This is a genomic window from Bacteroidota bacterium (genome assembly GCA_030017895.1).
Classification (GTDB): Bacteria; Bacteroidota; Ignavibacteria; order UBA10030; family BY39; genus JASEGV01.
On record JASEGV010000028.1, the window covers coordinates 1 to 13000 of the forward strand.

Annotated in this window: 13 protein-coding genes; all 13 read right to left on the bottom strand. The window is 38.4% G+C overall.

Annotated elements, in window-relative coordinates:
• Positions 1-281 precede the first annotated feature (281 nt).
• A complete protein-coding gene (locus tag QME58_06945; protein MDI6803568.1) occupies positions 282-881 on the bottom strand; it encodes a hypothetical protein in 600 nt (199 codons plus the stop codon).
• A 329-nt stretch (positions 882-1210) separates the two neighbouring features.
• The gene (locus QME58_06950; protein ID MDI6803569.1) at positions 1211-2452 is read right to left on the bottom strand and encodes a hypothetical protein; all 1242 of its coding nucleotides are present in this window, start codon (positions 2450-2452) and stop codon (positions 1211-1213) included.
• Positions 2453-4000, bottom strand: coding sequence for a sodium/solute symporter (locus QME58_06955; GenBank protein ID MDI6803570.1), 1548 nt, complete (start codon positions 3998-4000; stop codon positions 2453-2455).
• Positions 4001-4022: 22 nt separating this feature from the next.
• The gene (locus QME58_06960) at positions 4023-4334 is read right to left on the bottom strand and encodes a DUF485 domain-containing protein (protein ID MDI6803571.1); all 312 of its coding nucleotides are present in this window, start codon (positions 4332-4334) and stop codon (positions 4023-4025) included.
• Between the two features lie 130 nt (positions 4335-4464).
• Positions 4465-5232, bottom strand: a complete 768-nt coding sequence (gene surE, locus QME58_06965; GenBank protein ID MDI6803572.1) for a 5'/3'-nucleotidase SurE — start codon at positions 5230-5232, stop codon at positions 4465-4467.
• 11 nt (positions 5233-5243) lie between these two features.
• The gene (locus tag QME58_06970; protein MDI6803573.1) at positions 5244-6974 is read right to left on the bottom strand and encodes an AAA family ATPase; all 1731 of its coding nucleotides are present in this window, start codon (positions 6972-6974) and stop codon (positions 5244-5246) included.
• Positions 6975-6989: 15 nt separating this feature from the next.
• The gene (gene panB, locus QME58_06975) at positions 6990-7802 is read right to left on the bottom strand and encodes a 3-methyl-2-oxobutanoate hydroxymethyltransferase (GenBank protein MDI6803574.1); all 813 of its coding nucleotides are present in this window, start codon (positions 7800-7802) and stop codon (positions 6990-6992) included.
• Positions 7803-7807: 5 nt separating this feature from the next.
• The gene (locus QME58_06980; protein MDI6803575.1) at positions 7808-8578 is read right to left on the bottom strand and encodes a lipoate--protein ligase family protein; all 771 of its coding nucleotides are present in this window, start codon (positions 8576-8578) and stop codon (positions 7808-7810) included.
• Positions 8575-9360 carry an acyl-ACP--UDP-N-acetylglucosamine O-acyltransferase gene (gene lpxA / locus QME58_06985; GenBank protein ID MDI6803576.1) on the bottom strand — a complete coding sequence of 262 codons (786 nt, stop codon included), beginning with the start codon at positions 9358-9360 and terminating at the stop codon, positions 8575-8577. Before lpxA ends, QME58_06980 begins: the two co-directional genes overlap by 4 nt.
• A gap of 4 nt (positions 9361-9364) precedes the next feature.
• On the bottom strand, positions 9365-10825 hold the full coding sequence (locus QME58_06990; GenBank protein MDI6803577.1) for a bifunctional UDP-3-O-[3-hydroxymyristoyl] N-acetylglucosamine deacetylase/3-hydroxyacyl-ACP dehydratase: 1461 nt from the start codon (positions 10823-10825) through the stop codon (positions 9365-9367).
• The gene (lpxD, locus tag QME58_06995) at positions 10822-11895 is read right to left on the bottom strand and encodes a UDP-3-O-(3-hydroxymyristoyl)glucosamine N-acyltransferase (GenBank protein MDI6803578.1); all 1074 of its coding nucleotides are present in this window, start codon (positions 11893-11895) and stop codon (positions 10822-10824) included. Before lpxD ends, QME58_06990 begins: the two co-directional genes overlap by 4 nt.
• Before the next feature lie 14 nt (positions 11896-11909).
• Positions 11910-12434, bottom strand: coding sequence for an OmpH family outer membrane protein (locus tag QME58_07000; GenBank protein ID MDI6803579.1), 525 nt, complete (start codon positions 12432-12434; stop codon positions 11910-11912).
• A gap of 10 nt (positions 12435-12444) precedes the next feature.
• Entirely contained in the window at positions 12445-12990 is a 546-nt protein-coding gene (locus QME58_07005; GenBank protein ID MDI6803580.1) for an OmpH family outer membrane protein, read from the bottom strand.
• Positions 12991-13000 lie beyond the last annotated feature (10 nt).

Genomic DNA, 13000 nt, shown 5'->3' on the forward strand with positions numbered 1-13000 from the left:
CTTTTATCCGAACCATTGGCATTGAGCGAGCCACTGCCGTAGTGGGACTGATGAATTTGACCTACAATATGTTTCGTTACATACAATTGATTTCACTACACTCAGGACAAGCATAGAAGAAGTGTGCCCTGACGGTCACAAAAACTAAAAAGTTAGAAAAAATGATTGAAAAATAAAAATATAAACTCAAATAATATTTTTTATCAGTAGGAAGGTAGTTTATAGCTTCACTCAACATTGATTTTTCAAATGCAAATAAATATTTTCGTCAAAACTAATTTTTAGAGATGCCCACCTGTAAGATTATTATTGCCGTTAAAAACTAACGGCGCCTGACCGCCGTACCTGATGGGCCATTCACAAGAAGAAATATTGCTGTTTGTTAATGTGATACTCGCATCAGCGCTAAACAGAATGCCGTAACTTTTTGAGAATGTTATATCTGTTGAAATCAGATTGACAGTACCACGCTCAACGTGTATGCTTCCATGATTCGAAGTAGTGGCAGTTCCGGCATAACGGATAAGGCAATTATTAAATGTTGCTGTGCCGTAAGCATTCCAGGTGCCAAGGTATATAAAATTCCAATCCCCTTTCGCCGGACTTCCGCCAACTGTATCTTTTGAAGAAGTAAATAACGTGTGTCTTGCGTTCAGATTGCCATAGATGTATAATTCTTGTCCGCTGGTGAACCGCACTACTACAGCGGAATCGACAGTGAGTGTAATGCCGTTGTTCACAGTTACACTGCTAATTACGATGTAAGGGCTGCCTGCTAAATTCCAAGTTGTATTAGAGTTAATTGTACCCGAGACATTTGTTTGAGAATTCCCGACTTGAAATAAAAGACTTAATAATAAAACAGTATAGATAATTTTCATAAAAAATTCCTTTGTTTTAATTAATGGATTTTAAATTGTATAATAATAAAAAATGGTAAAATTGATGTGTTAAAGATAGCAATTTTTAGGATATATACAACCCTAAAATGTGGCTTGCATCATAAGAGTCAAGAACTAAAGAATTAGGCTTTTGGTTTATGAAAATTTTGTGAGGGAGTGCAAATATCCTCCTTAATATATTATTGTCCGGCAAGCTAAACAGTTCTGCTCAAAAGAAATCTAAAAATTTTTACCTGAATTCTAACAAAATGTATTAAGGCGTTGCAATACAAAAGTCAGGAAGTGAATGAAAAAAAGCCACCTTCCCACTAAAAATAATAAAACGCTGCTACTAATATTCTCAAATTCGAAACGACGTGTGCTTGCTCGATAATAGCTTTTTTGTCGTGAACAATTTTTCCGTAAGCGGCAGTTGTATATTCTAATTCAGTAGCAATTTTTGTTTTGCCTGAAGTCCATTGAACGCGCGGTGAAATTCTGATAACGTTATCAATATTTTCGCCTCTGCCGTAAATTTTATTTGTTATATTTTCAGTTGCTCCAAGGTTTTTAGTCATTCCGGCAAATAAACCGAATTCAATTTCTTTTCCGTAAGTTAAGTCGCCCCACATCGAATAACTTGAAAGGTTGGCATATTCTTGTAAATCAGTAACGGTATCAATTCGTACAGCAGCATATCCACCTAACATCATCAAATCGGCTAAATTTTCTCCATATACTGCATTCGTTTTAAGAGTAAAACCCGAATGACTCATTTTAGCAAACACATTAATTGCCCTATTGCTTATAGTTTCGTTTGTTTTAAAATTTTTTGAAGTCGCGAGGCGCGGAGTTAGTTTTTTATAATCTACACCAATACCGGCAACATTATCATTCAATTTGTAATAAGTTTGCAGATTCAGATTTGGCGAACCTGAATTCCTCAAGAAGGAAGAACATTGCCCAGCAGCACCATCCGATGATGATTTAGGACCGAAGCTTTGAAAATCGCGTTGAGCAAGAGCGGCACCTTGGATGCTAAAGGGTCCAAATTTTACCGTGAGGCGGAGTTGAGGATTTCGTGAAAACGGTTGAAAAGGCACACCCGTATTAAACGAAACTACGCCCGGAAAAACTTCGGTAACAAACATCGGATGCCAGGTTTGTCCGATGAGCAGCGAGAGTTTTTCCCAATCTAAATTCACATACGCATGACGAAGCCGGAATCCGTTAGCATCACCATCGGATGTTCCGAAAAATTCTCCTTCAATTAAGCCGGATGTTTTAGCATCGAAAGCATCTGGGGCTGTAATTTTTCCGAGAAGCCGCGTTTGGATGGATAGAATGTTAAAATTCGATTTTGCATTAATATCGGCGCCAGTTTTATCTAACAATTCATCCGCAGGATAGAGTGCAAAATGCCCCTCGCGCAAACTCGTAGTCTGGCGTGTGTCATAAAAAATATCGGTTTTAACAAACCCGGAAAAATTAATACCAAATTTCGGTTCGGCATTTTGTTGAGAAAACAAAACCGCCGGAAAAAGCAGCAAACAAATAAACATCCTTTTCATTTATTCGGCTCCTACGCCAAGATAAGTTCTTAATTTTTCGTCTTCGAATTTTTGTAAAGCTTCGGGTTCCTTCGTAAAGAGCGAAACTATTATTCCGATTAAGAAAGCGGCAGGCATCGAGAATAGAGCCGGATTTTTTAACGGAAATATTGCCGCCTCGTTTTTCAAAATGTCGACCCACACAGTAGGACTCAAGAAAATCAATATGAAAGCCATGCTCGCACCTGTAACGATGCTGGCTACAGCTCCTTTTGTGTTGAACGGTTTCCACATAATCGAGAGAATGAGGGAAGGAAAGTTTGCGCTCGCCGCAATTGAAAATGCCAACCCGACAGTAAAGGCAACGTTCTGACCTTTAAAAATCAACCCAACTAATATTGCAGTCAAACCTAATACAACGGTAGCGATGCGGGCAACTTTTACTTCACCTGCTGAATCAGTTTTTCCTTTTTTAATTACATTTACATAAAGATCATGCGAGAGTGTTGAAGCCCCCGATAGTGTAAGTCCGGCAACAACAGCCAGTATTGTGGCAAAAGCCACAGCCGAAATAAATCCGTAGAATATTTCACCCCCCACTGCTTCTGAAAGCAGAAGAGCTGCCATGTTTCCACCTTTATCAAAATAGCTAACAACATCTTGTCCGACTAAAACCATAGCTCCGAAACCAATTATAAAAGTTAGAATATAAAAGTAACCAATCAAACCGGTAGCCACGAAGACAGATTTCCGCGCCTGTTTGGCATCGGGAACAGTAAAGAAACGCATCAAGATATGAGGTAAGCCGGCTGTTCCTAATATTAAAGCTAATCCCAACGAAATGGCATCCCATGGATTTGTAATAAAACCACCCGGCGAGAGAACTGCGTCGCCATATTTTACAGTAGCTTGTTTAAACAATTCAATCGGATTAAATCCAAATTTTGCTAATGTCAGGACTACTAAAAATGTTGCACCCGCAATTAATAGAATTGCTTTGATAATCTGAACCCAGGTTGTAGCCAACATCCCACCGAATAAAACATAAGCTATCATTATAAAACCAACTATAATAACTGCAAATTCGTATGGAAGTCCGAATAAAATTTGCACCAACGCACCGGCACCAACCATTTGAGCGATGAGATAAAAAACTATAGTTGTTAGTGAACCGATTGAAGCAGCTATTCGTACAGGTCTTTGTTTTAATCTGAAAGCAACTACATCAACGAATGTGAATTTTCCTAAATTTCGAAGCGGTTCAGCTACCAAAAACATTACGAGTGGCCAACCGACTAAAAACCCGATTGAATAAATTAGCCCGTCGTAACCTTTTAGAGCAACCATTCCAGCAATACCAAGGAATGAGGCGGCGCTCATATAATCGCCTGCTAAAGCTAAACCATTTTTAAAACCCGAAATACTTCTATCGGCTGCATAAAATTCAGATGTAGTTTTAGTTTTTTTTGCTGCCCAATAAGTTATATATAATGTTATCGCAATGAATATAAAAAATATTATTATCGAGGTAAGATGAGGTTGTCCCAATAAACTTTGAAAATTTTCCAATTCTATTTCTCCTGTATTAATTTTATTTTGTAAGTTGATTTTTTATATCGCGGACACTTTTATCATATTTATTATTTGCCCAAAATATATATAGTCCGGTAAGTACCCAGGCAAACACAATCAAACCTATTCCCAAAGGTAAACCTAACGTTATATGTTCACCTATTTGAGTGCTGATAAAAGGTTTATTAAAGGCAATTAACAGAATAAATCCAAAATAAGCACTTAACATCAGAACTGTAAATAAAATTGAAACGCTTCTTCTCTTTTTAACTAATTGATGGAATTCTTTAGAATGAAGAATTTTTGAAACATCTTTTTGAGTGATACTCATATTTTCCTTTTAATTTAATAATGGATGAAAATTAGATGAAGAACAATTTGAGGTTGATTTGCAGATGACGAGCAATTTTTGATGGTTTAATTTAATGCTTTTTTATGAATGTTTCAAGCTGTGAATTCTTTTATATTTTCCACTTAAGCATCTGATCTAACATCTTATAATCGGTTAGATCGTAATGGATAGGAGTAATTGATACAAATTTATTTTCGACAGCATAAAGATCGGTATCAGATTGTTTTTCCTTATCAACTAATCTGCCCGTAAGCCAGAAATATTCCTTATTGGTCGGGTCGCGGCGGCCTTCAAACCAATCGTGCCACTTGGCGTTGCTCTGGCGTGTAACTCTGATTCCTCTGATTTCCTTTTCCGGGATTGGTGGAACATTTACATTTAAAAGTGTCCCTGATGGAAGTCCTTTTTTTAAAACCATACCGGCAACCTTACGTGCAACCTTCGCCGCATACTTAAAATCCGGCTTGCCATAAGTTGCCAACGATACTGCTATCGAAGGAATACCGAGTATCGTTCCTTCGGTTGCCGCTGATACTGTTCCTGAATAAATAATACTGATTGCTGTGTTTGCACCATGGTTAATTCCCGAAACAAGCAAGTCGGGTTTTTCTTTCAGTAACGCGCTTACGGCAAGTTTAACAGCATCAGCCGGGGTGCCGTCGATGGCGTAGCCAAAATATTTTCCGTTTTTATAAAACTTTTGTGCCCTTAGCGGATAGTTCATGGTTATCGCATGTCCGACAGCGCTTTGTTGTTTATCGGGCGCAGCTACTATAATATTTCCGATTTTTTTTAACTCATTTACTAAAGCATAAATACCGGGTGCATCAATGCCGTCGTCGTTGGATACTAAAATTTTTGCTTTGTTTTTGGGCATATTATTAAGGTTTAAACGAGATTTACTTTCTTCGCGATTTCAACAATTATATCCAATTTTTGTTTAATTTCATCGGTTATATCTTTTGGATCAGCAAACTTTGCAAGTTCATAATAATTGGATTTATTCATAATATTTGGTAATTGAAGTTTTTTAAAATATAACTTAAATAATGGATCTAAGAATTGTTCTGAAGCTTTTATTTCGCTCGACCATGGATTATAAGAATACAAGGTTTGAACAGCTACAGAAATTTCGGCTATGGATTCTTCCATCACCTGAATTCGCCGTTCTGCTTCCGCATTACCAAATAAGTCATCTCGATCTACACCGTATCTTGCATAAGATAATAGAATTTTTTCATTACATAAGTAATTTTCGATTTCATTTTTCATCCACATTGTTTCAAATAGGGGCGTACCTGTCTGTAATTTTTTATCGAGTCTATCAAAGATTGCTACTCCTACTAAATTTTGCTTTGCTTCTCTCAAACCATTGAAATGATCTCTAGCTCTTTGAGGCAAATTTGTTGCTACATAGTGGACAAACACATCGTCTAAATATTTTACTGATTCATGTTTTAGTATTGATGCTAATTCTTTTAGGATAGCCAAGTCAGATGGCCCCTCGACATAAAGAATCCATCCTTTTAACTCAGCTTGATAATATTGATCAAAACCGATATCTGTCAAAGCTTTTAATAGTTGACTACCGCGATCAATAATGAGATGGGGCTTCCCAATAAATGCGATTACAGTATCGCGCCCAGCCGCTTCATTCAAAACTACTTCAGAATGACTTGCAGCAATTATTTGCGAGTTATGCCTATCTGCCACAGATGTTAATAGCTGATATATCTGTCGTTGACGTAATATTTCTAAGTGGGCATCCGGCTCATCTAGAAGCAAAACTGTTCCTTTATTAGCAAATAAATGAGCTAATAATAGTAAAGTCTGTTGTAATCCTCGTCCAGAACTTGACAGATCTAGCTGTACTCCTGAAGATTCCTTATAAGCCATTGTTATCTCACCACGCTCTTTTATATATTGAGGTTCTAATAGTATAACTCCAAACAAATTCAAAATGTGAGCTTTTAGTTCGCTCCACCCGTTTTCGGTTTTTTGTTTTTCGAAAATCTGGAAACATAAATTACGCAATACCTGCGCGGTCTGCCCTTCGCCTAATAGGACATTAATTCTCCCTTGCTCCCATTTGGGTTCACTAGCTGCCAAACCTGACATGGGAGGAAGAAAAGCTATCTGTATATCGGGAGCGGATTGAGGAATTGTCATTCTGCTTGGTTGTTTTTTATCATCTAACCTTAATGCCCTACAATAAAAAGACTCTGGATTTGCGTAGTCAAACTCTAAACCGCATTCCCATGATTTACTATTTGTTATTCCCGATACAATAATATCAATTCTTACATTTTTAGTTTGTTGCTTACCGTCAATCATTTCCGCATCTCTAACGTGTAAATCTCTCCATAGTAGATTCGCTGCCGGAACTGGTATAGATATTAAATCATTTCGATTAATTGTTACACCCGGCCTTCTTTCTGGAGATGATTTGCCTACTCGCAATTCATTCCATTTTCTAACACCGATATACCATAACGCAAGAGCCTGTAAAGCAGTTGATTTCCCGGAATTATTAGGACCAATTAACACAACATTTTTTCCTAATTCTATATCCACATCATCAAATCTTTTAAAATTTTTTACCCTTAGTCTTGTCAACATTATCCACCTCTTTCGCTAAAAACTTTCTTCTTTGTTCGGGAAATTTCCACCTTTAATATCTTTTATATAATTTCTAAAAGACAATTTAATGGTTTTTGCTAACTCAGCATACTTGCGTACGAAGCGAGGTTGAAAATCCTCGAACATTCCAAGCATATCGTACACAACGAGTATTTGTCCGTCGCAATGCGGACCAGCCCCGATACCAATAGTTGGAATTGAAACCGATTGTGTTACTCTCTTAGCAAGTAATGAAGGAATTTTTTCAAGTACAATTGAAAACACACCCGCATTTTCAAGTTCTTTTGCATCGCGAAGAATACTTTCAGCTTCTGCTTTCACGCGCCCACGAACATCATAACTTCCGAATCTGTGTATCGATTGAGGAGTTAACCCAAGATGCCCCATTACCGGAATCCCAATATCAACCAAGCGGCGAACGGTTTCAATCATCGGTTTACCCCCTTCAATCTTTACTGCTTCGGCGCCAGTCTCTTTTAACACTCTGCCGCAATTCCGAACTGCATCCTCGATACTGATTTGGTAGGAAAGGAAGGGCATATCGACTACGAGCAGCGAATGCTTTACACCTTTACGAACTGCTTTAGTGTGATAAATAATTTCATCTACAGTAACAGGAAGTGTGGTTTCCTGTCCCTGAAAAACATTTCCGAGCGAATCGCCTACAAGTATTACTTCGATACCCGAATCATCAAGCATGCTTGCAATTATATAATCGTAAGCTGTAAGTGCAGTAATTTTCTCGCCGCGGGCTTTCATCTCGACAATTACTTTGGTAGTAATACGTTTTATTTTTTCGGCAATCATAATTTTCAAATAAGAATTTGTTCTTTGTTATATTTTATTTCAGCAAACTTGATTTCCCATTCTTTTTCGAAACCCGCCTTAATTAATGAAGCCGCCTCGTCGAACGATACTTCCCTGTTTATTATCGTTTTCAGATCGGTCGTATGAGCATCTAATGTTTCCTTCATTTTAGAAAGTATTTGTAGATCTTTCTCGGCTAAAAAATCGATGAGCCATTTGTGTTCAGGCCCCAACAAAATTGAGCCATGTTGAAGAACGACTTCTTTTCCGTTCGTTTGTTTATAACGTCGCTGAGCGCTACCGACTAATTTTTTTCCTTTAAATTGAATTTCGGAGCGGGCAGAACTTGTAAAACAAGGAACCGAGCCGGCTTCACGATATAGGTTTTGAAAATTGGGTTGCGATTTTTCGAGTTCAACTTTTACCCCTAACATATTAATTCCAGTTACAAGCGCCCGGCTGATTTTTTCGTACACAGCCGCAACCGAATTATCCTCAACATCCATTACTACGCTGTAAGTCAATTCGTTCCAGTGAAGAATTGCACGACCGCCAGTCGGACGGCGAACCACATCTATCCCTTCGTCCTCACATTTCCTCAAATCAATATCATTAATGTTTTGATTATAACCGAGAGAAATTGCGGGTGGATTCCAACCGTAAACCCGAACACTCGGAACCCCCGTCCCTTCTATCAACTGCGACGCTAAAAATTCATCGAACTCCATATTGAACTTGCCACGCCGGAATTCAGTATTAATAAACCGCCACCTCATTTTCGTCTTCCAATAATACCGCGTTTACTTTTTTGTATAAATTCAATCAAGTTGTTCACCTCATCCGTTGTTTGTAATTCTGATTTAATTTTCTGAACAGCTTGCGAAACATTTAAACCTGTTGAATAAAGAATATGATATGCGTTTTCGATTTTTGCGATAGCTTCAGGAGAAAAGTTTTTTCGCTTCAATCCGATAATGTTAGTACCTTCAAACGACATCGGGTCGTTGCCAGCAAGAATGTAGGGCGGAATGTCTTTCGATGCACGCAGCCCGCCACCAACCATCGCATTTCTTCCGATGCGAACAAACTGATGAATCGCTGTTAATCCACCTATCGTAACGTTATCTTCAATTTCCACGTGCCCAGCCATATTTACTGCATTAGCAAGTATTACATTGTTTCCGATAATGCAATCGTGAGCAATGTGAATGTAAGCCATTAAGAAGCAATTGCTTCCTACTACAGTTCGCATGTGTGCTTTTGTTCCGCGATTCAGAGTTGCGTATTCACGGATTGTAGTGTTATCGCCGACTTCGAGTGTAGTTTCCTCGCTACCGAATTTTAAATCTTGCGGTGCAGTGCCAAGAACCGCTCCGTGCGAAATTTTACAGTATTTTCCGACTCTCGTTCCGTTTGCCAATAAAGCATTCGACCCAATCTGCGTTCCTTCACCGATTATTACATTTTTCTCGATTACGGTAAAAGGTCCGATTGACACACCATCGCCGATTACTGCTTCAGGATTGACTGATGCCAATTTATCAATTTGAACTGCCATTTTTTTAATTTACTTTATATTGTTCTTTGGGTTTATCATATTTTTTTTGAGAAGCATCTATTGCGGTATCGATTTTATCAACTATTGCAGCCGACATTTCAGCCTCGGCAACCAAAGTTCCGTCAACATAAGCTTCACCTGACATAAAAGCCATCTTGCTGCGTTTGCTAATTAATTTCATTTCTAACACTAATTGATCGCCGGGCAATACAGGTTTCCGGAACTTAACATTATTAATCGACATAAAATAGACGAGTTTATCGCCCGGATTTTCGACACCATTCAGCAGCAGGATACCACCAGTTTGAGCCATCGCTTCAACAATTAACACACCGGGCATCACAGGTTGACCTGGAAAGTGTCCTTCGAAAAACGGCTCATTCACTGTAACGTTCTTAATTCCAACTATTTTTTCGTCCAACTTAAAATCTACAATTTTATCAATCAACAAGAACGGATATCGGTGTGGGAGAATTTTTTTGATCGCGTTAATATCGAAGACAACACCTTCTTTTTTCTCGTGTTGAAATTTTTTTACAAGTTTCTTTTGCAGATACATTTTGCGCACAAGTTTTGCAAATTCAACGTTGCTGGCATGTCCGGGACGTGCAGCAAGAATTTGTGCTTTGAAAGGTGCTCCTATTAAAGCCAAATCGCCCATAACGTCTAAAAGTTTGTGCCGTGCCGGCTCGTTCTTGTAACGCAACATTTTATTATTCAACGCACCGGTTTTTCCTAAAAATATTGACCTTTCGATTCCAAGTTTTTGTGCAACCCGTTTTACTTCATCATTCGGCATTTCGTTATCTACAATTACTATAGCGTTATCGAGATTTCCCCCTTTTATCAGCCCGTGCGAATGAAGTGCCTCTACTTCGTGCAAAAAACAAAATGTTCGTGCCGACGAAAATTCTTCGATGAATTCTTTTTCGAGATTAAACAAACCTGTGTGCTGACTTCCTAATGCTGGATTTTGATAATCAATCATTACTGTAACGCGATAATCATCGGTTGGCAGTGCAACAATATCGACCCCATTTTTTTCATCACGGTAATGTATCGTTTGATCGATTATAAGATAATCTTTCATTGCGTTTTGTGTATGGAGTCCGGCTTCCAATAGCGCATCTACAAAAGGTCGTGAACTTCCATCGCAGATCGGTGGTTCGATGTTATTTATTTCTATGATGATGTTATCTATTTGAAGTCCAACTATTGCCGCAAGTATATGTTCAATTGTGTGAACTTTAGCATCGCCAAGCGAGAGTGTTGTTCCGCGTGAAACATCAACTACTAAATCGACTAACGCTGGAATTTCGGGATTGCCTCCTAAATCTACACGCTTGAATTTGATGCCGTAGTTTTCGGGGGCGGGTCTGAAAGTAAGTGTGGTTTCAACTCCGGTGTGTAAACCGGAACCTGTGAGTGATATACTTTTATTTATCGTCCGTTGATGAGCTATCATTTATTTTCCTTTTCTATTAAAAGTCGTTGACTTTTTAATTCTGCAATTTCTTTTTTTAAGTTTTCAAATTCTTTTAGTAGTTCAGGTAATTGTCGCTGCGAGACAATGATTTTTCGCATTTCCCCAATTTCCATAGCGGGAGTACCGAAATAAGTTTTCCCGCCTTCGGTTAAACTTTTCGATATTCCCGATTGTGCAGCAATTATACTTTTGTCAGCAATTTTAATATGCCCGACAACTCCTACTTGTCCACCGAACAGACAATTGTTACCGACAGTAGTACTGCCCGCGATTCCTGTTTGAGCAGCAATAACAGTATTTTCTCCGATGGTTACATTGTGGGCGACCTGAACAAGGTTATCCAATTTTGAACCCCGTTTAATTCGTGTTTCTCCTAATGTTGCGCGGTCGATGCTGCAGTTCGATCCGATTTCAACATCGTCTTCGATCACTACGTTACCACGCTGCGGAATTTTTTCATAAGTTCCATCCGGCTTCGGTGCAAAACCAAATCCATCACTACCGACAACAGTACCGGAATGTATTATCACACGATTCCCGATTTTACATCTTTCACGAATCGAGACATTAGGATAAATTAAAACATTGTTTCCGATTTCAACATCATCACCAATTACAGTGTTGTGCCAAATTGCAGAATTACTCCGAACTATAGCTCGAGCACCCACAACAACATTAGCTCCGATTGCGGCGCAGTCATCAATTGAGGCGGTTGGTGAAATTACGGCTGATGGATTTAACCCTTTGGGAAGTGGCTGTGGTTCGGGATAAAAAACATCGATTAATTTTAAAAAAGACAGATACGGGTTTTCGACTTTAATAAGGACAATAGGATTTTGACGGGTAGCTAATTCCTTATAGTCAGTATCTTTTGAAATTAATATGGCGGCTGCTTTTGTAGAAGATAAATACTTAACATATTTAGGATTCGACAAAAATGTGATATCGCCTGGTTGGGCTTCTTCAATTTTTGCAAGGTGACTAATTTCGATTTCGTCGCTGCCGGTAATTTCACCGTTTACAAACCGAGCTAATTCTTTTACAGTCATTCCAATAAAAAATATTATCGTTTGAAAGTTTTTATTTTTTCAAGAACGGTAAGTGTCAGGTCGAATTTATCGTTTGTGTACATCAACAAAATTTCGCCGCTCTTATCAATGATATAATCGTAGCTTTCATCTTTGGCAACATCCTGAATAGCTTTGTAGATTTTATCCTGAACTGGCTTCATCAACTCATTTTGTTTTTGGAATAGTTCACCGTTTTGTCCGAATTTCCGATTCCTGTATTCTGAAATTTTCCGGTCAAGGTCTGAAAGTTCGCGCTCAGCATCAATCTTTCCCTGATCGGTTAATATCAACTTTTTCTTATCGTATTCGGCAAATTTTTTCTGCCATTCGTTCTGTATTTTAGCAAGCTCGTTCTGCCATTCGGTTACTAAAGCATCTAACTGACGCTGTGCCTCCTGCGCCTCGGGAAGTTTGTCCATAATAGTGCGCGAGTTTATCCAGCCGATTTTTGACTGCGGAAAAGCAACCGATGCGATTAATAAAACTAATGCGATTATTATTACTTTTTGAAGTTGCATATTTATGCCCTTATTTTGTTCTCTTTAATTTATCTAAAACTTTATAAGTATAATCGAAAGCGGGATCGCCGTAAAGTAAAACCATAATAGTTTCGTTGCGGTCGAAGATGAAAGATATTTTTTCATCCTTCGCTACCTGTTGTATAACTTTCAATACTTTATCTTTGATTGGCTGCAAAAGTTTTTCTGTTTCGTCAGCGAGTTCACCGTCGTTGCCGAATTTTTGAGTTCGATATTGATTAAATTTTTGTTCCAATTCAACAAGCTCCTGTTGTCTGGCAAGTTTTTTCTGCTCGGGCATCATTCCTTGCTGTTTTTGATAATCCTCGTATTGCTTTTGAAGGTCTTTACTCATTTTTTCTAATTCTGCCTGCCACCCTTTACCCATATTGTCGAGTTTCTTTTGAGCTTCCTGAGCTTCAGGATATTCCTGTAAAATTTTTGCAGAATTCACGTAGCCGATTTTCATTTGCTGACCAAATGAAACGCCCGCCACAAGAACGATAGCAATTATAGCGATTAATAAGTTTTGCATTTTAAGAATTTGATTTTTCACATTTACCTCT

Excerpts from the sequence above, each read along its gene's own strand:
- QME58_06960 (MDI6803571.1), bottom strand. The coding sequence starts at position 4,334 with ATGAGTATCACTCAAAAAGATGTTTCAAAAATTCTTCATTCTAAAGAA.
- lpxD (MDI6803578.1), bottom strand. The coding sequence starts at position 11,895 with ATGACTGTAAAAGAATTAGCTCGGTTTGTAAACGGTGAAATTACCGGC.
- QME58_07000 (MDI6803579.1), bottom strand. The coding sequence starts at position 12,434 with ATGCAACTTCAAAAAGTAATAATAATCGCATTAGTTTTATTAATCGCA.
- QME58_06990 (MDI6803577.1), bottom strand. The coding sequence starts at position 10,825 with ATGATAGCTCATCAACGGACGATAAATAAAAGTATATCACTCACAGGT.
- QME58_06980 (MDI6803575.1), bottom strand. The coding sequence starts at position 8,578 with ATGAGGTGGCGGTTTATTAATACTGAATTCCGGCGTGGCAAGTTCAAT.
- QME58_06945 (MDI6803568.1), bottom strand. The coding sequence starts at position 881 with ATGAAAATTATCTATACTGTTTTATTATTAAGTCTTTTATTTCAAGTC.
- QME58_06950 (MDI6803569.1), bottom strand. The coding sequence starts at position 2,452 with ATGAAAAGGATGTTTATTTGTTTGCTGCTTTTTCCGGCGGTTTTGTTT.
- panB (MDI6803574.1), bottom strand. The coding sequence starts at position 7,802 with ATGATTGCCGAAAAAATAAAACGTATTACTACCAAAGTAATTGTCGAG.
- lpxA (MDI6803576.1), bottom strand. The coding sequence starts at position 9,360 with ATGGCAGTTCAAATTGATAAATTGGCATCAGTCAATCCTGAAGCAGTA.
- surE (MDI6803572.1), bottom strand. The coding sequence starts at position 5,232 with ATGCCCAAAAACAAAGCAAAAATTTTAGTATCCAACGACGACGGCATT.
- QME58_06970 (MDI6803573.1), bottom strand. The coding sequence starts at position 6,974 with ATGTTGACAAGACTAAGGGTAAAAAATTTTAAAAGATTTGATGATGTG.